This window comes from Ureaplasma rhincodontis (assembly GCF_057537535.1).
Genome location: NZ_BAAKAX010000001.1, coordinates 313862 through 334442 on the forward strand (window position 1 = coordinate 313862; position 20581 = coordinate 334442).

The window sequence follows — 20581 nt, forward strand, 5'->3', positions numbered from 1 at the left end:
TTGACTCCTTAATTTTCTGCAGCTTTAGGTGCTTTAGTACCATATTTTGAACGTTGTTGACGACGTTTTTCAATACCAGCACAATCTAATGTTCCACGAACAACGTGGTATCTAACCCCAGGCAAGTCTTTCGCACGACCTCCACGGATTAAAACAACACTATGTTCTTGTAGGTTGTGACCTTCACCTGGAATGTAAGCTAATACTTCCATGTTGTTTGTTAATCTAACTTTGGCATATTTTCTTAAAGCCGAGTTAGGTTTTTTAGGTGTCATAGTACCAACTCTAGTACATACTCCTCTTTTAAAAGGAGCAGGGTTTTTGTTAACTTTTTTTCTTAATGAATCGTATGTAGTTAAAAGTGCAGGAGTATTACTCTTTTTCACTTTATCAGTTCTATTATTACGAATCAATTGAGCAATTGTAGGCATGATTAATTTTCCTTTCTAAATATTGACAACTCTGCCGTGTGTATCTTTCTTAAATAACAAAAAATAAATACTAATAAATAATATCATATTTTTATATTTATTTTCATTATTTTATTTCAATATTCTTTTGTTATTTAATGAATGTTTTAAAGTTTCATTATCAGCATAATCTAATGAAGAGTTTAGTGGGATTCCAAAACCTATACGATAGATTTTAATATTGTTGTTTTTTTCTAATCTATTAGTTATATAAGAAGCAGTCATTTCACCATCGTGAGTAAAGCCTGTTGCTATTATTAATTCAGTAATGTTTTTGTTATTTTCTAATCTTGTAAATAAAGATTCAAGATTAGTATGTTGAACCAAAACATTCTTCTTAATAGAAAGATCGCCATAAGTTATGTGATACAATCCATCATAATGACCAGAACTTTCTATTCTGTCTAAATCTTCTGGAGTAGTTACAACACATATAGTATTTTTATATCTTTCAACTGAATTACAAATAGAACACAATTCATTGTTTGAAATATTTCCACAATCTTTACATTTCAATATATTTATATTTGCTTCGACTACTCTTGAAACAAAATTATCAATGAATTGTTTATCTTTATTAATTAAAAAATAAACTCACTTTTTAGCAAGTTTAGTTCCTACTCCTGGTAGTGATTTTAATGCATCTAAAAGATATTCGAATTCTTTTGGATATTTCATATTAATAATTCTAGAATAAGTTTCCCAATCCTGCAGGAGCTACTGAAGAAGTTGCTTTATCTTTTTCTTGTTGAACTTTAGCAATTGCTTCATTAATAGCAGCCTGTATAGAATCAGTAGTCATATCAATATCGAAGTCTTCTTTAACTTCTTCATTAATTTCTATAGATACTATAGTTAAATTACCAAGTATTTTAACTTTTAATAAAGATTTGTAATCATGTACAAATTCTTTCTTTTCAAATTCATCTAATTCTTTTTTAAGTTTTTTTTGCATTTCATTAGCTTGTTGCATTATTTTTTGTATATTCATTTTTATTCCTTAAATATTTAATTTATTCTGTGTCATCTTTAAATATAGATTCTAGATCCTCTTTTAAAGATTTCTTTTCTACTTGTTTAGTAGATTCAATAGTATTTGAAATATAAGTTAAATTATTTTCAATATCTTTAATGTTTGATTTAATTATATTTCTTTTTGCATAATCTAAGAACTCAGTTCCTATTTCTTTAGTAATAGCTATTGTTACATAAGCTTTATTAAATATATTATTTAAAGCATCTTGTAGTTCATTATTCTTTTTAATAAGTTCATTAAATTTTTTTGAAAGTAATTCATATTCAAAAACAAGAATCATTCCGTTATTTGAACAAGCAGAAATTTTTATAATGTCTTTTAGTATTTCTAAATTTTTGTTTATTTTGTTGTTTTCTAAATATGTTTTAAGAAGTTCATTACATGAAGAAGTAAGGTCTTTATTTTTATTAGAGAAAATTTTTAAGAAATCATCTCTTAAAAGATTAGGTTCTTCTTTAATATCACTTAGAAAATCCTTAGAATATGGATTTAATGGTTTTTTAGTAATTATTTCTTTTGTTTCTTGTCTTGTTGTTGTTTTGAATATTGAAGAAATTGAAGGTCTTTTTTTAAAAGTAGCTTCTTGAATAAGAACATTTCTTTGAATTTTTCTATTAGGTTCAGGAATTTCTTGATTATTATTTTCTCTAGTTAGTTTTTGAATAAGTATTTTATAGTACAGAGTTTCATTTTTAAAATTCTTAATTTCTGAATTCGTTTTAACAAATTCATCTATGAAAAAATTTAATTTAACTTCTGTTGTGTTTATATTAGAAATATCATTTACTGAAACTTCTTTTAATAATTGTTCATTATTAGTTTTTAAATACATTAATAAATCAAGAAGTATTTTAATAAGTTCTTCTGTTAATTGTTCAAAATCAACCCCATTAGAATTGAATTCTTCAAACAATTGGAAAGCAGATTCAAAATCAGAATTCAATAGGAATGTTAAAAAATTAAGTTTTTTCTTTTGATCAATTAATCCAAACAATGAACTTAATGACTCAATAGTAATATTCCCAGAACTAAATGAAGAAGATTGATCTAATAAAGATAAACAATCTCTAGCTCCGCCGTCTGATAATTGAATTAATTTTTTAATAGCATCTTCTGTTATTTTTATTTTTTCTTCTTTTGTTACTTTAACAATTAATGCGTTTAAATCTTCAAAAGATATTTTTTTAAAATCATATCTTTGACATCTACTTAATATAGTTAAAGGTATTTTATTAACTTCAGTAGTGGCAAAAATAAACATAACATGTTTTGGAGGTTCTTCTATTGTTTTTAATAATGCATTTCATGCACTATTGGTTAACATATGAGCTTCATCTATAATGTATACTTTTTTGTTTAAAGAATTTGGTAAAAATGGAATATTTTCAATAATAGTTCTAACTTCTGAAACACCATTATTAGATGCAGCATCTAATTCGATAACATCAATAGCTTCTTCTTTATTAATTAATAAACAATTATTACATTTTTCGCAACTATTGCCTTTTTTAGTATTTAAGCAATTAATCGTTTTTGCAAATATTTTAGCTATTGATGTTTTTCCAGTACCTCTTGGTCCAGAAAAAATGTATGCATGATTAGTTTTGTTTTTTTCTATTGATAAAGTTAAAGTTTTAACAATAAATTGTTGACCAACAATGCTATTAAAATTTGTTGGTCTATATTTTCTATATAGTGCTATTTTGTTCATAATACTATTATTATAAATCAATTAATTCTGCTATTTCAATAGATTCTTTTGCAGCCTTTAAATATGCTCTAATTAACCCACCAGCACCTAATTTTATTTTTCCATAATATCTAACAACAAATATACATATGTTGTTAAGATCTTTCTTATCAATAAAAGAATAAATAGGTAATCCAGCAGTTCCTTTTGGTTCGCCATCATCGAAATATTTAACATGTTGAATGTTGTCTTCATTAAATTTATAAGCAAAACATATATGTGTTGCTTTTTTATGAATCTTTTTTAAATTTAAATAATGTTTATTAAATTCTTTTATAGAATTCAAATTAAAAGCATATGCTTGAAATTTCGAATTTTTAATAATTATTTCTTTGTATGATTTTTCTTTTATTGTTTTCATATTATTAGTTATATATTAATTAAAAAACAAAATAGACACTAAATCTATTTTGTTTGTTTTTATTATGGTAATTAGCAAATTAATAAGCTTTAGGCTCATTAATAAGATATGGTGGAGATGAGGGGAGTCGAACCCCTTTCCAAAAACAATTCCAAGTAAAGGTCTACAGTTTATCTAATTTTTCTAAATTAGCAAATTTGAAATTCAAATATAAACTAATTATATTTTTAAAAAAATAAACTTATTCTTATTAAAAGTTTAAGCTTAAACCATTTGCATTAGCAAATTGGTTGATTTCAAATGAAGAAATTTCATTTGTGTTTTTGTTGTTTTTTGCATTTAAAAAAAACCTCGAGCTATAAGGGGCAAACCCCACTGCACTTTAAGATTCCTAATTCCTGTCGAAACCGTGACATCCCCGTTAGAGAAAACAAAAGCCACCTATATTAAAAAAGGCGGCAATATTTTGGACTGTGTGTGGACGACAAGTCGGAGCCACTCACCTGCTAACAATTTAATTATATATTTAAATTAATTATTTTTTAAAATATTTTTATTTTTAGCTTCTGGAGTCTTATTTAAACCTGGCATTCTAAATATTTTTCCAGTTATTGGAATTAATAAATTGGCTGATTCATTAATTTCTATATCCGATATATAAATTTTAAATTCTTGTTTTGGAGTTATTAAAATTTTTGGATCAGAAGTTAAAGAATAAGGATTTTTGGCAATGCAAACATAGTAATTGTTTCTTTTTAATTTAGAAAGTTTTTCTTTTGCTTCTTCAGAATATTCAACACCAGATGCTCTATATGATTCTTTGATTATTCTATTTATTTTAAAATCAATAGAATCTTTTAACTCATATAGAGGTTTAAATTTATCATTTGAAGAAGTCTCAAGTTTCTTATTAATAACTTTACATAATTCAATAGTTCCTTTTGAACCTTCTTTTCAAGCATTAGAAATTTCAAAATCAATATTGTTTGAATTTAAACATTCTTTAAGATATTCTAATGATTCATGATCATCTTCAGCTCTGGCGTTAATAGCACACATAAAATCAATATTATAATTTTCAATATGTTTAATATGAGATAAAACATTTTGAAAACCTAATTCAATCATTTCTTTTTTATTTAAAGAAATATCAGAATGATCAATAATTGATTTTAATGAAATCATTAAAACAATTAAATTTGGAATATTCTTAGATGAAGAAGAAACTATGTTCATAAATTTTTCTAAACCTAAGTCTGCACCAAATCCAGATTCTGTTATTACAATGTCTGATAAATTTAAAGCTTGATTCATTGCGATTATTGAACTTGTTCCATGTGCAATATTTGCAAATGGACCACCATGTACTATAACAGGATTCTCTTCTAAAGTGCTAACGAGATTTGGATAAAAAGCACTTTCAAGAACCTTAATAATACTATTTTCTATTTTTAAATCTTTTATTTTTATTTCTTTATCATCCTTACTATAAGCAATTATAGTATTTGATAATTTTTCTTTAAATTCTTCAACTGAAGAAACTAAACAAAACAATGCCATAAGATCAGAAGCCGCTGTAATATTAAAACTTGAATTGATTATTGTTTCTTTGTTAATATTGTATGAAACGCTTCTTAATGATCTATCATTCATGTCAAGACATCTATTTCACATTATTTTGTTTGGATCAATATTCAAATCAGATTTTTGATAAATTTCATTTTCAATAACTGCTTGTATTAAATTATTAGCAGTTGTTATAGCGTGAAGATCTCCTGTAAAATGCAAATTGATTTTGTCATGAGGAACTATTTGAGCTTTATTAGAACCACTTCCAGTTCCTTTCATACCAAACACAGGACCAATAGAAGGTTCTCTAAGAAGACCAATAGTTTTGTGATTTAAAGCGTTCAAACCATCTACTATCCCTATTAGATTTGTTGTTTTGCCTTCTCCTGTTTTATTAGGACTCATAGCAGAAACCAAAACAAGTTTCGAATTCTTGTTTTGGTTTTTGATTTGTTTTATTTTTAAAATTTCTGAAGTATATAAATCAAAATCAGATATTTGTAAATTATGTTTTTTAATTATGTTTAATATATTTTTTTTCATTATTTAGCTGATACAACTACACTTTTACCAGTTGAAATAGTTTTCTTTGCAAAATATAATATTAAGAAGAAAATACCTACTATTATCGCAACTACTAAAAGAATAATTCCATTTCTTTTATGTGTTTGTTTCTTAATTAGTGTTATTTGTTCTTCTGTAAATATCTCGACACTATAAGTATCTTGCATTAATCTATTTCTAATTCCATTAGTAATAGACAATATACAATGAGACATAAAGATAAGTCCAGCAAATGAACCCAGACCAATTACAATATATTGTAATAAGTTTTTATCAAGATTGGGTCTAATAGCTACAAGGGTTCCAAAAGGAACGCTCGTATCTAGAAAATAAAATACAACAAATGATAATAGTATTGCTAGTCCTGTTAAGAAATAAGCACCAAAGCAGAATCAATTTAGGTTTATATTCATCTTAATATATTTTTTAAATGTTCTTCTAACAAAACCATTTATTTTGGTTGAATCAAATCCTTGAATACTGATTCTTTTGATTTCTTTTCTAACTGAAGAAGATAATGCAACATTATTAAAGAAACATAATCCGCTAAATACTATTGAAAGAGAAGCTAATACATAATAACCAATACTTTCAAAAGCAAAGCTTGTGTTAATTCAATTAGCAGCTCCTATTGAAATTGAGTTCTGTATTGTAGGTAATGTATCAGCAACAACTAAAAATCCTAAGAAAGATAAGCATGCCAATAAAAATACGAAAGAAATTAAAACTCAAAATGTGTTTTTCTTACGTTCAAAAGCAATATATGCTGGTATTTCTCTTGAAAGTTGAATATCTGGTTCAGTGTTTGTTGTAGTTTGATTTTGAACAACATTATTATTTTCAACATTTTGGGGTTGTTGATTATTTGGATTGTTTTGGTTGTTTTCTTGATTGGTATTATTATTGTTGTTGTTGTTCATATTATCAGGAATATGATTTTGAATAATAATAGGACCTGGTTGGTATTGGGGTTGTTGGTTGTTTTGATTAGTATTCTGTTGTGGTGGTTGTTGATATATATATTGTGGAACCATCACTGGAACTTGTTGATATTGTGGAGGAGGAGGTGCAACTGGATATTGCTGAGGATAATAATATTGTGGAGGATATGAATTTTGGTTGTTTTGATTCATTCCTGGATGGAATTGAGGATTAAATCCATTTTGAATATTAAAGTCGTTTGGTTGAGTAGTTAAATTTTGATTGTATGGGTTATTGTTAAAGTTTTGGTTGTTTTGATTCATTCCTGGATGGAATTGATTAAAATTTTGGTTCATTCCAGAATTTTGAAATTGATTAAAGTTTTGGTTGTTGTTAAAATTTTGATTTGGGTTGAAGTTTTGGTTGTTTTGATTCATTCCAGAATTTTGGAATTGATTAAAGTTTTGATTTGGGTTGAAGTTTTGGTTGTTGTTAAAGTTTTGGTTAGGATCGAAATTGGGATTTTGGTTGTTGTTAAAATTTTGATTTGGGTTGAAGTTTTGGTTAAATTGTTCATAATTATTAGCATTTTTTCTGCTATTAATTTTATTTAATGCTTCTTGGTAATAATCATCATTTTCATTAATGTCATAAACATCTTTAATTTTTTCTTCTGTATAGAATTCGTTTACATCGAATTTAGTTTGACTTGGTTTAAAGTAATCATTATCAAAATTAGAAGAATCATTAAATTGATCTCCTATTTCGTTTTTATAATTGTTATCATTAAACTTTTTATTATTTCTTGACATTCACTTCCTTTCTATCACCGCTTAGATATTTAGTGTATGCTTGCTTATGTAAAGCCCACATTCCTGTTATAGTTCCAACAAAAACGAATCAATAAGCTAATATTAATAATATTAACTCAGGCTTACCATTTTTAAACAAACTGTCTATTTGTAAATTAGGGTTTAAATTTGTTGCCCAGGAGTAAACACTTTGAGCACTTATAAATGAAACCGCTGATGCATATATTAAATAAATTGAAGGTATTATTAAACCGTATTTTAAAGTTGTTAATCAATCTTTATTGCTTGTTTGTTTAGATCTCTTACATAACATATAAATTCCAACACCACAATAGGCAATTGGATTAACAATGTGTTCTCACACTGTCTTAAATCAATCATATGTTCCTCAGTCTTTTGTAGAGCCAGTTGCTACATTAGACGGTAATAAAGCAAGATCATAAGTAACTGCTACTACTAATAAATATGAAACTGTTCATATTAATGCTGTATTATTTTTAAATATCTTTGATTTAGGATTAATTAAATATAAAACTACGTATATTAAACATAAAAGATTTGTTTGAACTGTATAGTATTGTAATGAACCAAATCAAATTGAGTATTTAAGAGTAATATGCATTATTTCATTTTGAGTCATTAATGGATTTAAACGATCATGTAAATTGCCACTTTCTGGAGCTCATGTAAAGAAGAACATTGGAGACATTATTATAAAAACAATCATGTATAGTTTGTAATCAACACTATCTTTAGAATTTATTTTTCCTAACTCTAAATCATTTTTAAATAAATTTTTAAGTCAGTTTCAATAAATCATTGCATCTATTCTAGTTGAAAGAACAATCGCATTAAATAAAGAATTTATAGGAATGAACGATAATAATAATGAATAATTAAATTTATCTTCTTTATTGTATTTAAATATTTGATATCCAATTTTTAAAGATCATATAGAGAAAAAAAGATATCACATTATGGCAAACACGCCAATTGATCTATATGTTTGTATATAAATAGGAGTGTCTAATAATGAAGAATAAGAATCTTTAAATCCTAAAATAAATAAGATCAAAAAAACTATAAATAACACAAAAGAGCCAATTGATAAGTTAATTAGCTTTGGATACGTATAGGTCTTTTGATCTATTAATTCATCAAAACACACAAATTTAGACGATTGAAAATAATTTTTGGTAGTTTTTTTCATAATCATATTTATTTTATAACAATAAATAAATATTTTGAAATATTAAGGTCAATATATTACAAGGCCTGTAGTTATTGCACAAATAATAATTCCAATTATTATTCCGAACATTAATACAGCAAGTCTTATGTTTTTTCAAACAAGTGTATTTAAAAATGCATAAGAATAGTTTTCGATTTCTTCCATTGTTAAATCTGTTTTTTCAAATTTGATTAAAATAAAATCTAAGTATTCATGGAATATATTTTTTCTTCTTTTTTTGAAACGAAAAGGAAGAAAATAAAGTCAGAAAAGCTTTCTGCTAAGTTTTTTAAAATCACTATCTTTTTTAAATTCTTGTAATTGAACTTCGGTTTCAGTTAAAGCTCGGCGGCTAAGGTTAAATATTGTTTTCATATTTTTCAAACACTTTCTTAACACTTGATCTTGAATTTGAAGCATATAATTCTTGTTCTAAATGATAACAATAATCAGCTTCTGTAGAACCAATTCTTTTTGCTCTACGAATGTTTCTTAGTTTTAATGCATATAAAACTACACAAATTATTAATGAAGCAAATTCACATGCAAATACAAAACAGAATTGTAATTGAGCAAAATGATGAGTAGCGATTGTGCCATCTATTGTATAGATTGTTTGACCTTCTCTAACCATCAACATTCCATAGAACGTACACAAATGAATAAAACCAATAATAGTTATTATTCAATAACTATGGGTTGTAGTCGATGTATTTTTAGTTCTTAAATAACTAACGACAAGAGGCATAAATGATATAGGTATCAAAAACGCCGCTATCATTACAAATATAAAACTTCACATAGGAATTGGACCATATAATGGATTTAGTGAAAACATACCAGAATTAAATGGTTCATTAATTATAGACATATCAGGCGGTAAATTAAAATTACCGTTAATAAAACTTTCAAAATTCATTTTATTTCCTTTCTATTCTCTATACATTGAATATTCATCATAAGCCGTAATAAAGGCTTGATGGAAATTATTCATTGCAGATTTAATTTTTAGTTCTTCATATTCATCTGGTGTTATACCTAGAGTTTTTGCTCTCAGTCTTCAAACACATCTAACTATTAATGGAAGAATAGAAGTTACTAAACCAATATATTGACCAATAGCAATTGAAATACCTTCATAATAGAAATTGAATACAAGAGGTTTTGATCAATTAACCATTTCATAAGCTATATGATCATAAACAGTTCCCCCAGCAAAATTGAAACTATTTTCTAATTGATGCAATCAAACTTTTGAGTGCTGTAATATCATAGTAAGTTGAACAGCTGTTAATTTTACATCTGATCAATTTTGAGTAGGATTACCAGTGTGACTTAATACGAAAGTTTTAATTTCTTCAAAATTTCTAAAATTTTGATTTGAAAGAAAATGCTCTCATTCTCCATTAGTCATTACTTTGTGAAGTCCGTCTGGTAATGAAATAACTAAAGAAGTTTTAATTCCAGAAGCTAAATCTATACGACCTAATTGATGGAATCAATCGTTGCCGCTTGTTAAATCAAGAAGCGTCATTTTGTCTCCTGAAATTGTAACACCAACTCCATAAGATCCAAAAAGTGCAAAACAAGCAATTAAAATAATAGAAATTGGAATATTAGTATTAACAAATTTTTTATATTTAAAAGCTAAAATTAATTGCGGTATAGCCCCACACCCGATTATTATTGTACCTACGAATGTAAGATACATAGTAAATGCGGTGTATGGAGATATTGAAATTTGATTTGTCACAGTCCCCAATAATAATTGGAGGTTATTAAAAGAGTCCATTTAATCTCCTTATTTTGAAAAATAATAATATATGTATATTATCAACTACTTTTATAACACAAGAAAGCACTTTGAACAAATAAACTTTTACATTATTATTGGTTTATTAAATTAATATAAAAATTGTATCTAACTTTACTAATTTTATTCTCAGATACCATCTTCTTTATTTCACATTTAATCTCGTTATTATGTAAACAATCATTGAATTTACATTTAACATGATTTTCGAAAAAATCGTGTCATCCTTTCGATAATGTAGATTTTGAAAATTGATTTAATTCTATACTTGAGAACCCAGGAGTATCTACAAAAAAGCCGTCTTTATGCGGAATTAAAGATACATTAGTTGTTGTATGCTTTCCTCTGTTTAATGATTTAGAAATATTTTGAGTTTTTATTAATAAATTTTTATCAATTCGATTTAATAAAGTAGATTTACCGACTCCAGAATTTCCAGAAAAACAAACTACTTTATTTTCCAAATCATTAACTATTTTTTTAAAATCTTTTTTGTTATTTAAATCAAAAACTTCATAACCATCATTTTTTAACATCTTAATAAGTTCTTCATATTCTTTAATATCCTCTTTGTTTTTTAGTAAATCAGATTTACTAAAAGCTATTTTTACGTTATTAATATGAATCTCAAAAAACATTAAATAAGTTAATATTAATGAAATATTAAACTTGGGTTCTGTAGTGGATTGAATAAGAATCACTTCATCAATATTAACAACCCTTGGTCTGATTAGTGAATTTTTTCTTTCTAATATTTTTTCAAGTTTATATTCATTATTTATAAAAGACAAAATTACATCATCTCCGACAGTTGGTTTCAAGTCATGTTTATCGTGTCTGAATATCCCTTTAGGTTTGATATATATTTGTTCTTTGGTATCTATTATGTAAAGACACATTAGACCACCAATGAAAGATAGTATTTTTGCTTTTATATTATTTTTCATATTCTTTTTTTAAAATAGATTTTATTTCTTCTAAAGCAACATCAAATTTATCATTAACAACTGAATATTTATACAGTTTGCTTAATTTGATTTCGCCTTTAGCTTGTTTAATTCTATTTTTAATTACGCATTTATCTTCTGTTCCTCTATTTTTTAATCTTTTTTTGAGTTCTCTTATTTTAGGTGGAAGAATGAAAATAGAGATTAAATTATTATTATTATTTTTGTAATGATCAAATATTTGTTTAGCACCATTAACATCAACTTCTATAAGAACGTTTTTATCATTACTTAGAATTCTTTTAATTTCAGAGTGTCTAGTTCCATAATATTTACCGCAGAATTCATTTCATTCAAGCATTTCTTTATTATCTATATACTTTTTAAATTCGTTTTCAGATACAAAGTAATAATCCTTATTATTTACTTCATTATTTCTTGGTTTTCTTGTAGTCATTGAAATGGAGTATTCAAGACCAAGTTCTGGAAATTTCTTTAATGAATTCATAAGTGAGTCTTTACCAACTCCACTTGGTCCACTAATTAAAATAATTTTATTATTAATCATAAATGATTTCTTCTTTCACATTTCAAGTAATTATTATATAAAATTATAAGATAAGTAATAGATTGTGAGAATAGTAAATGAAAAAAAGATTTATAAATAATAATTTAGAACCGAATTCTAATTGATTATGCTTTGATACTAATAAAAAAATTAGAGAAACTTCTAAGGAATTGAAATTTCCTCTAAACAAAGAAGATATAGAGTATATCCAAAAAATGGTTTCATATGTAGACAAGTCATATGCAAATGAAGACAAAAAATACAAAATAAGACCAGGAATAGCAATTGCTGGTTCACAAGTCCATTACATGAAAAAAGTTGCTTATGTTCATTTTGATGATGAAAAAGGAATTGAAAGAGAATTGCTATTTGCAAATCCTGTTATTATTGAAACTTCTTACAATAAAAGTTATTTACCAAGCGGAGAAGGCTGCTTATCTGTTAAGGTGGATAAAAGCGGAATAGTTCCAAGAGCTGAAACTATACACTTTAAAGCGGTTGATATTTATACTGAAAAAGAAATAGAAATAAAAGCAGATGGTCTATATGCTATTTGTTTACAACATGAGATTGATCATATGTTTGGAAAATTATATTATGATCGTATAAATATTTTTAATAAACAATATGTTGATGAAAACTGAAAGAAAGTTAACTAATGAGTAAATACATCTTAACTTTAGATATAGGAACTACAAGTCTTAGAAGTTCTCTTGTTGATAAGAATGGAAACATAGTTGATATCTCTGTATTAGAAATAGATATACTATGTCCAGAGAGCGGATGAGTAGAACAAGATCCTGTAGAAATATGACAATCTCAATTATCAACTATTAAAAATGTATTAAAGAAAAACAAAGTTTTAATTAAAGACATTGCATCAATCGCCATTACTAATCAAAGAGAAACAATAGTTGCTTGAGACAAAAGAACTAATGAGCCCATTTATAATGCTATTGTCTGACAAGATAGAAGAACAAGTGATTATTGTGAATTATTGAAAAAAGAAGGGTATTCAGAACTTATAAACAAGAAAACTGGCCTTCTTGTTGATGAATACTTTAGTGCAACTAAAATAAAATGAATACTAGACAACGTTGCAACAGCTGATGAATTACTTAAATCAAATAACCTAATGATAGGTACTATAGATTCTTGAATAATTTGAAATTTAACAAATTATAAACAACACTTAACAGATGTTTCAAACGCTTCAAGAACAATGATATACAACATTAATACTCTTAAATGAGATGATGAATTATTAAATATTTTTAAAATAGATAAATCCATTCTTCCAGAAGTTAAAGATTCATTAGATGATTTTGGAGTTTGTGATTCAAACATAATATTCAATAAAACTAATTTAGAAATTCCTATCAAAGCAGTTTTAGGAGATCAACAATCTTCAATGCTTGGTCATTGTTGTTTTGAAAAAAATGATATTAAAACAACTTTTGGAACAGGATCATTTACTTCAATCAATATTGGAAACAAACCAATGTTCTTTAATAATCAGATAACAACATCTATTGGTTGAAAAATTAATGATGAAATTACTTATTGTGTTGAAGGTTCGGTTTTTAATGCCGGAACTACTCTTAAGTGATTAAAAGATAATCTTAAATTAATAGATTCATATGAAGATTGTGACTATTATGCTAAAAAGATTAATAATACAAATGTATATTTTGTTCCGGCGTTTACTGGTTTAGGAGCCCCTATTTGAAATACTAAAGCAAGAGGACTAATTATTGGTATTGAAAGAGAAACAAGCAAGGGAGACATTATCCTTAGTGCACTTAATTCTGTTGTCTTTCAAGTGAATCACTTAATTGAAACTTTTGAGAAAGAATTGGGAATTAAATTTAAGGAAATGAAAGTTGATGGAGGAATTTCAAAATCAACTTACATGCTTCAATTTTTATCTGATATTCTAGAAACAAATATAATCAAACCAAAAGATTGCGAAATAACAACTCTTGGCGTTAGTTATTTAGCAGGACTTTCTGTTGGTTTTTGAAAAGACATAAAAGAAATATGTTCTTTAAAAACAGATAAGATTGTTTACAATCCTAAAAAGAACATAAACAAAAAAGAACTTGTTGATAAATGACACAAAGCTTTAAATAGAAGTGTTGATTGAAAAGAATAAAATAGTACAAATAAAAAACCAGTTCTCTGGTTTTTTTGTTTGCAATATTAAAAAGGTTTTAAAGCTTTCAATAATAATTTATTAGTTTCTAATTTATCTTTAATAATAATGAAGTTTTTAGTACTTGGAGTTAAACCTTCAAGTTCTTTTTCAAGTTCTTTTATTTTTTTTGTAACTGATTCAATAGTATGATTTTCATTTGTTCATTCAAAATGAGTGGCCATAAGCTTTGTACTTGACATATTATCATGATAAATAATACCACCAGTACAATAACCGGCTTTCATTGTGCCATCTTCTAAATGAATCTTTACAGGACCAGGAAATACTCTACATACCATGGGCATGATATTATGTTGTAAAGAAACATAACCTTCAGTAGTCAAAATTAGAATTTTTTGAATTTGTTCTTCAAACATAACACCATTATCTGGTGTAATGATTTTAGTTCTTAAAGTATTGCTCATTATTTAGCTTCTAGTTTTTTTGCTCTATTAAATACATCTTGCAATGTATCAGCATATAAGAATGCTTGTTCAGGTAAATGGTCGCATTCCCCATTTACAATTGCTTTAAATCCTTTAATTGTTTCTTCTAATGGAACACTAACACCTGGAACACCATTAAATGCTTCAGCAACGTGTAGTGATTGTGATAAGAAGTTTCTGATTTTTCTAGCTCTGAAAACAATTTTCTTGTCTTCTTCACTAAGTTCATCAATACCAAGAATTGCAATAATATCTTGTAATTCTTCATATTTTTGTAAAATTCTTTGAACAGAGAAAGCAACATTATAATGCTCTTCTCCAATTGATTCAGGGTTCATTAAGATAGAACTTGATTGAAGAGGACTAATCGCTGGGAATAATCCTAAAGAAGCAATTTTTCTATCTAAAACAACTTTAGCATCTAAGTGAGCAAAAGTCGTTGCAGGAGCTGGATCAGTTAAATCATCAGCTGGAACATAAATAGCTTGAACTGAAGTAATTGAACCACTTTTTGTTGAAGTAATTCTTTCTTGAAGATTACCCATTTCATAAGATAATGTTGGTTGGTATCCAGCAGCTGAAGGCATTCTACCTAATAATGAAGACACTTCACTACCAGCTTGAGTAAATCTGAACATATTATCAACAAATAATAATATATCTTGTCCTGATGAATCTCTAAATTCTTCAGCAATTGCCAATCCACTAGCAGCAACATTCATTCTAGCTCCAGGAGGCTCGTTCATTTGTCCAAACACTAATGCCGCTTTATCTAGAACACCTGAGTCTTTCATTTCATGATATAGATCATTACCTTCACGAGTTCTTTCACCAACACCAACGAATACTGATAAACCACCATGGTCTTTAGCAACGTTATGGATTAATTCTTGGATTAAAACTGTTTTACCAACACCAGCACCACCAAATAAACCAACTTTACCACCTTTTGCAATAGGAACTAATAGATCAATAACTTTAATTCCTGTAACAAATACAGTGGTTTCTCCGGTTTGGTCTTCAAGTTTTGGAGGCTTAGATTTAATGGGTCTATATTTAACACCTTTTGGTGCAGGTTTGCCATCAATAACATCACCAACGACATTAAACATTCTACCTAATACTGCTTCACCAACTGGCATCATAATAGGTTTTTGAGTGTTTATAACTTCTTGCCCTCTTTTAAGGCCATCAGTTGAATTCATTGAAATACATCTAACTGTATTATCACCAATTAATTCTGCAACTTCTAAAACAACTTTTTCGTTTTTTGAATTATTTGTTTCAAGAGCATCATTAATAAGAGGAGTAACACCAGAAAAGAATTTAACGTCAACAACTGGACCAAGAATTTGAACAATTTTTCCGTTTTTTGAAATATTCATATTCTACTTCCTTTACTTTTAATTTATTAATATTTATTTTGTGAATAAATTTCTTTATTCGATAATCGATTAAACTTGTTTTTTAAAATATTAATTAATTTCTTTTATTTTTTTTCTTTTTTTGATTTTTTCTTCATGGCACTAAGCGGACTAACAATTTCTATAATTTCATTAGTAATTTGCTCTTGCCTTGCATTGTTGTACTGTAATTTATATTGATAAGATAGTTCATCAGAGTTTTTAGTAGCAGCATCCATTGCCATTCTTCTTGAAGCATATTCAGAAGTTTTAGCTTCAATAAGAGCACCATAGATAACTGTAGCTAAATACTCAGGAATCAAACTAATTAACAATTCATCTTTTTCTGGAGAAAATTCAAATTCATTTAAATTTAAATCAGATGATAAATTATCTAATGTTGATCTGTCAAAAGGTAATAATTCAATTGTTTGTGGTTTTGAAACCATAACGTTGATAAATCTCATAAAATTGATTTCGATTTTGTTTATTTCTTTATCAACTCAAAGTTTTCAAATTTCATCAGCAATATTCAAACAAGCACTAAATGGAACTTTCATATCATTAAATTCATAGTATTTAATGATTGGTGATTCATTTTCGTGTTGAACATTTCAGAAATTATATCCTTGTTTACCAATTTGTATAATTTTGTCATTATTAATTCTTGTTTTTTTATAAATATAGTTATTTAATAATGTGTTGTAAGCTCCACATAAACCAATAGTAGAGTTTATATTAATTGACAAAGTTTTATTTTTACGACTAGTAATATCTAGTTCTTCAATATCAGTTTCTTCATCATCTAATAAGAAACCAACGATTGCATAAAATGTTTGAAAATAATCTTTAACATTGTCAAATAGATCTCTTTGTTTTTTAAGTTTAACAGTTGCTATTAGATTCATAGCATGTGTTATTTTCTTAACTGAATCTACCGAGTTTAGTTTTCTTTTTATTTCGTTTAAATTAGCCATTATTTTTTGCTGCTTTTTTATTTTTCACAAAAAGAACTAAAACTCATGCTGGATAAATTAAACTAAATCCAGTAATAGACATAAATATAATTCCACCAGTATATAGCCCGCTTGTAGCAGAAACAGTTAATGACAGTTTTTTACCACCAACGCTTTGTGGTCCTGATGAATTTGAAGCAGAACTCTCAGATCTTAAGAATGTTAAGTTTTCAATAGCTTGAACATTTCTATAAGGAACAAAGTTAACTAAATCTCTATATGAAGAAATAATATCTCAATTAGGATCTGTTTTATTAGCAAGCATTTTTTGTTTATCAGCTTCAGTTAATTTCAAAGTTTTCTTTGTAGCGATTGGAGTTGAAAGTCATGCTCAGATTTCATTATCTGAAACAACAACAGGGTGAGGATAATCAGCAGTTTTAAACTTCGTAGTTCAAGCATAGTCGCCTTTTTTAATAAATGGAGCTTGAGCAGTAGAAGAAGGAGTTGAATTAACAATACTATAAGTTTTCAACAAATCATTTTTTGTTAAAGGATCAGTAACTGTAAATTCTGTTAATTTATTTTTCTGTGCATTTTCTAAAGCTGAGTTGAAAGCTCTAATTCTTTTATATACTTGATTGTATACATTATTTACCAAACCATAACAAGCACTAACAACTATTAGAGAAACAATAGTTATAAACAAAGAAATAGTTAATGGTAAAAAATGTTTAAATTTTTTATTGTTTTTTTCCATAATTAAATTCCTTTATAAGCTCTTTCTTCTTCTGGTTTGATATTTTCTAATTCTTCTAACTTTTTGATTTCTGCTTTGTCAGTTGGATTGTAATTTATTTCTCTAAAGAAATCTTTAATAACATCTTTAAAGAAATATCTAAATGCTAATCAATTGCCTTTTTTGTCAAATTCTTGAGTTTTTTCAAGCTGAGCTCATAATCTAGTTTCTTTAACTTCTTTTAATAAGTAGTTTTTGAAATCAATTATTTGTTCAAGATTGATGTAATCAATGAACCCTTCTTTAATGGCAAATAATATAACTGATTCTTCAGATGATGAATAAGGCTCATGAATTTTTTGAATCAATAATTTTTGAATCTTTTCACCAGTTGATAAGCTTTTCTTTGTCATTTCATCTAATTCTGAACCGAATTGACTAAATGATTTAAGTTCTCTATAATTAGCAAGACCTAATTTCATAGAACCTGACATTTGCTTAACTGATTTAACTTGAGCAGCACCACCAACACGAGATACAGATAATCCTGCATCAATAGCTGGTCTTTGTCCTGAGTTAAATAATGATGTCATCATAAAGATTTGACCATCAGTTATAGAAATAACGTTAGTTGGAATATAAGCCGAGATATCTCCAGCTTGAGTTTGAATAATAGGTAATGATGTAATTGAACCACCACCATTTTCTTCATTCAATTTACATGATCTTTCTAGAAGACGTGAATGTAAATAGAAAACATCACCAGGATAAGCTTCTCTGCCGGGTGGACGTTTTAATAACAATGATAATGTTCTATAAGCGACAGCATGTGCAGATAGATCATCATATACTATTAATACGTCTTCACCTTTAGATAATCAATATTCAGCAATCGCTGTTGCAGAATAAGGAGCTATATATTGTAAAGATGGCAAATCTGAAGCAGTAGCTGAAACTACTGTAGTATATTCCATTGCTTTATTTTTCTTAAGTTCAGTAATTAAGTTGGCAACTGTAGAATTTTTTTGTCCTATTGCTACATAAATACATTTAACATTTTTATCTTTTTGATTAATTATTGTATCTATTGCAACTGTTGTTTTTCCAGTTTGTCTATCCCCAATAATTAACTCTCTTTGACCTTTTCCAATAGGGAACATAGCATCTATTGATAAGATACCTGTCTTTAAAGGTTGGTGAACTGATTTTCTAGACATTACACCAGGCGCAATTTTTTCAATTGGGAAAAAGTCTGCTGAATCTATTTCGCCCTTACCATCAATTGGTCTAGCATTAGCATCAACAACTCTTCCTAAAAAGTTATCACCCACTGGTACTTCAAAGATTTTTTCAGTTCTTTGTACTTTGTTTCCTTCAAAAATATGTTCATATGAATCTAGCATAATGATACCAACAGTATCTTCTTCTAAATTGAAGGCCAATCCTCTTTCATTATTTTCAAACAAAACTAATTCATTCATCATAACGCTTGATAATCCAGATACTGTTACAATACCATCTTCAACAGATAGAACAGTTCCTTCTTCTTTAAAAAAACGTTTTTCTGTAGCTGAATTTAGATGTGAATCAAATTTCTTAGAAACTTTATTTAAATCAAAGTTTTTCATATATAAATTAGCCTTTCTTAGTGAATATTATTCTTAATCTTATTTAAACGCGCTTTTAAAGTTCCGTCTATAACTTTTGAATCGAATTCAACTTTCATTCCACCAAGAACTGATTTATCTTCAATAAGATTAATAGGTTCTGGAGTAAAGTTATATTTTTTTGACAATATTGCTGCAGTTTCATTAACCAATTTAGTTTCAATTTGATTAGCAACAGTAATATTTAAAGCTATTTTTTTTCCTTGATAATTTATAGACTCATCAGATCAATTATTTGATTTGATTGTTTTTGTAGCCATTATTTTTTAAGATCCTTTATGAATTCTTCTATCATTTTTTTATCTTGAGCAATTGTAACTTTTTTATCAAGTAAAACTTCTGTAGTTTTCATTGCCATTTCTATAATTTGTTTATCAAGATCTTTTTGTGCTTTTTCATAATTTTTTTCGATTATTTTATTTGCATCTGAAATCATTTTTTGAGTTTCTTCATGAACTCTTGCAATTTCTGCTTTTTCATATTTTGAAACTTTTGTATTTGATTCTGCAATCATTTGTTTTGATTTAACAGTTGATGCTTCTGTTAATTGTTTTGCTTTTTCATATTCAGCTTGTGCTAACTCTTTTGATTTAGTTGCTTCGTCAATTTCATTTTGAATAAACGCTCTTCTTTTTTCTAACATTTTGTTTGTTGGTTTTCAAGCCAAGAACATAACTGCTGAAAATAGAATTAACATAGAAATGATTTGAGCAACGAATACTCAAAGGTTAGGGAATACGTTATTAATAATAGCTGGTGGGTTAACACCTTCTATACTTCCACTACATGAAGTTAATGTAGGTAAGATAAGAGTTAAAAGTGAAAATACACCAATAGTGCTAATTATTATTTTCTTCTTTAAATTTGAAGACATTTTCATTTTTACCCTTTCTTATGCAACGAAAATAATTAAAATAGCTACGATCAATGCGAAAATAGCTGAAGATTCAGCAACTGACATACCAACGATCATAGTATTCATAATTTTTGGTTGAGCATCTGGATTACGTCCAGCAGCTATAGCTGCAGACCCAACAGCATAACCAGCTGAGATCCCCACACCTAAACAACCCATCATTGCAATACCTGCACCGATAGATTTACCTAATATATCTAAATTGTTATTACTGT

Annotated in this window: 23 protein-coding genes and 1 other RNA gene; 2 read left to right on the plus strand and 22 right to left on the minus strand. The window is 27.0% G+C overall.

Annotated elements, in window-relative coordinates:
- Window positions 1-8 precede the first annotated feature (8 nt).
- The 14 genes from rpsL to gmk all read right to left on the minus strand — a co-directional run bounded on the left by rpsL (window position 9) and on the right by gmk (window position 12042).
- Entirely contained in the window at window positions 9-431 is a 423-nt protein-coding gene (gene rpsL / locus AC27EK_RS01415) for a 30S ribosomal protein S12 (RefSeq protein WP_487231574.1), read from the minus strand.
- A gap of 111 nt (window positions 432-542) precedes the next feature.
- Window positions 543-1148, minus strand: a complete 606-nt coding sequence (gene recR / locus AC27EK_RS01420) for a recombination mediator RecR (protein WP_487231575.1) — start codon at window positions 1146-1148, stop codon at window positions 543-545.
- A gap of 10 nt (window positions 1149-1158) precedes the next feature.
- A complete protein-coding gene (locus AC27EK_RS01425; RefSeq protein ID WP_487231576.1) occupies window positions 1159-1461 on the minus strand; it encodes a YbaB/EbfC family nucleoid-associated protein in 303 nt (100 codons plus the stop codon).
- 22 nt (window positions 1462-1483) lie between these two features.
- A complete protein-coding gene (gene dnaX, locus AC27EK_RS01430; protein ID WP_487231577.1) occupies window positions 1484-3217 on the minus strand; it encodes a DNA polymerase III subunit gamma/tau in 1734 nt (577 codons plus the stop codon).
- A gap of 10 nt (window positions 3218-3227) precedes the next feature.
- Window positions 3228-3617: an IMPACT family protein gene (locus AC27EK_RS01435; protein ID WP_487231578.1), complete on the minus strand. Its 390-nt coding sequence runs from the start codon at window positions 3615-3617 to the stop codon at window positions 3228-3230.
- A gap of 109 nt (window positions 3618-3726) precedes the next feature.
- Window positions 3727-4037: a transfer-messenger RNA gene (gene ssrA, locus AC27EK_RS01440) on the minus strand.
- Between the two features lie 111 nt (window positions 4038-4148).
- Window positions 4149-5729: a formate--tetrahydrofolate ligase gene (locus AC27EK_RS01445; RefSeq protein WP_487231579.1), complete on the minus strand. Its 1581-nt coding sequence runs from the start codon at window positions 5727-5729 to the stop codon at window positions 4149-4151.
- Complete coding sequence (locus AC27EK_RS01450) at window positions 5729-7483, minus strand: MSC_0882 family membrane protein (RefSeq protein WP_487231580.1); 1755 nt, start codon at window positions 7481-7483, stop codon at window positions 5729-5731. The genes AC27EK_RS01445 and AC27EK_RS01450 overlap by 1 nt, the downstream gene beginning before the upstream one ends.
- Window positions 7470-8693: a DUF1600 domain-containing protein gene (locus AC27EK_RS01455; RefSeq protein WP_487231581.1), complete on the minus strand. Its 1224-nt coding sequence runs from the start codon at window positions 8691-8693 to the stop codon at window positions 7470-7472. The genes AC27EK_RS01450 and AC27EK_RS01455 overlap by 14 nt, the downstream gene beginning before the upstream one ends.
- Window positions 8694-8735: 42 nt before the next feature.
- Complete coding sequence (locus tag AC27EK_RS01460; protein ID WP_487231582.1) at window positions 8736-9089, minus strand: hypothetical protein; 354 nt, start codon at window positions 9087-9089, stop codon at window positions 8736-8738.
- Window positions 9073-9633, minus strand: coding sequence for a hypothetical protein (locus tag AC27EK_RS01465; RefSeq protein ID WP_487231583.1), 561 nt, complete (start codon window positions 9631-9633; stop codon window positions 9073-9075). Before AC27EK_RS01465 ends, AC27EK_RS01460 begins: the two co-directional genes overlap by 17 nt.
- A gap of 12 nt (window positions 9634-9645) precedes the next feature.
- Window positions 9646-10506 carry a hypothetical protein gene (locus AC27EK_RS01470; protein WP_487231584.1) on the minus strand — a complete coding sequence of 287 codons (861 nt, stop codon included), beginning with the start codon at window positions 10504-10506 and terminating at the stop codon, window positions 9646-9648.
- 95 nt (window positions 10507-10601) lie between these two features.
- A complete protein-coding gene (rsgA, locus tag AC27EK_RS01475) occupies window positions 10602-11474 on the minus strand; it encodes a ribosome small subunit-dependent GTPase A (RefSeq protein WP_487231585.1) in 873 nt (290 codons plus the stop codon).
- Window positions 11464-12042, minus strand: coding sequence for a guanylate kinase (gene gmk / locus AC27EK_RS01480; protein ID WP_487231586.1), 579 nt, complete (start codon window positions 12040-12042; stop codon window positions 11464-11466). The genes rsgA and gmk overlap by 11 nt, the downstream gene beginning before the upstream one ends.
- Window positions 12043-12119: 77 nt before the next feature.
- On the opposite strand from gmk, the gene def reads away from it, so the two are divergent.
- Complete coding sequence (gene def, locus AC27EK_RS01485) at window positions 12120-12701, plus strand: peptide deformylase (RefSeq protein ID WP_487231587.1); 582 nt, start codon at window positions 12120-12122, stop codon at window positions 12699-12701.
- Window positions 12701-14197: a glycerol kinase GlpK gene (glpK, locus tag AC27EK_RS01490; protein WP_487231588.1), complete on the plus strand. Its 1497-nt coding sequence runs from the start codon at window positions 12701-12703 to the stop codon at window positions 14195-14197. Before def ends, glpK begins: the two co-directional genes overlap by 1 nt.
- A 47-nt stretch (window positions 14198-14244) precedes the next feature.
- Here glpK and AC27EK_RS01495 read toward each other — a convergent pair whose 3' ends face one another.
- From AC27EK_RS01495 to AC27EK_RS01530, 8 genes are all read right to left on the minus strand, one after another.
- Window positions 14245-14664 carry a hypothetical protein gene (locus AC27EK_RS01495; RefSeq protein WP_487231589.1) on the minus strand — a complete coding sequence of 140 codons (420 nt, stop codon included), beginning with the start codon at window positions 14662-14664 and terminating at the stop codon, window positions 14245-14247.
- On the minus strand, window positions 14664-16070 hold the full coding sequence (atpD, locus tag AC27EK_RS01500; RefSeq protein WP_487231590.1) for a F0F1 ATP synthase subunit beta: 1407 nt from the start codon (window positions 16068-16070) through the stop codon (window positions 14664-14666). The genes AC27EK_RS01495 and atpD overlap by 1 nt, the downstream gene beginning before the upstream one ends.
- 104 nt (window positions 16071-16174) lie before the next feature.
- Window positions 16175-17065: an ATP synthase F1 subunit gamma gene (gene atpG, locus AC27EK_RS01505; RefSeq protein WP_487231591.1), complete on the minus strand. Its 891-nt coding sequence runs from the start codon at window positions 17063-17065 to the stop codon at window positions 16175-16177.
- Window positions 17058-17804, minus strand: coding sequence for a hypothetical protein (locus AC27EK_RS01510; RefSeq protein WP_487231592.1), 747 nt, complete (start codon window positions 17802-17804; stop codon window positions 17058-17060). Before AC27EK_RS01510 ends, atpG begins: the two co-directional genes overlap by 8 nt.
- A gap of 2 nt (window positions 17805-17806) precedes the next feature.
- Window positions 17807-19411, minus strand: a complete 1605-nt coding sequence (gene atpA / locus AC27EK_RS01515) for a F0F1 ATP synthase subunit alpha (RefSeq protein ID WP_487231593.1) — start codon at window positions 19409-19411, stop codon at window positions 17807-17809.
- Between the two features lie 17 nt (window positions 19412-19428).
- Entirely contained in the window at window positions 19429-19710 is a 282-nt protein-coding gene (locus AC27EK_RS01520; protein ID WP_487231594.1) for a F0F1 ATP synthase subunit delta, read from the minus strand.
- The gene (locus AC27EK_RS01525; RefSeq protein WP_487231595.1) at window positions 19710-20330 is read right to left on the minus strand and encodes a F0F1 ATP synthase subunit B family protein; all 621 of its coding nucleotides are present in this window, start codon (window positions 20328-20330) and stop codon (window positions 19710-19712) included. The genes AC27EK_RS01520 and AC27EK_RS01525 overlap by 1 nt, the downstream gene beginning before the upstream one ends.
- A 12-nt stretch (window positions 20331-20342) precedes the next feature.
- Window positions 20343-20567: an ATP synthase subunit C-like protein gene (locus AC27EK_RS01530; protein WP_487231669.1), complete on the minus strand. Its 225-nt coding sequence runs from the start codon at window positions 20565-20567 to the stop codon at window positions 20343-20345.
- Window positions 20568-20581 lie beyond the last annotated feature (14 nt).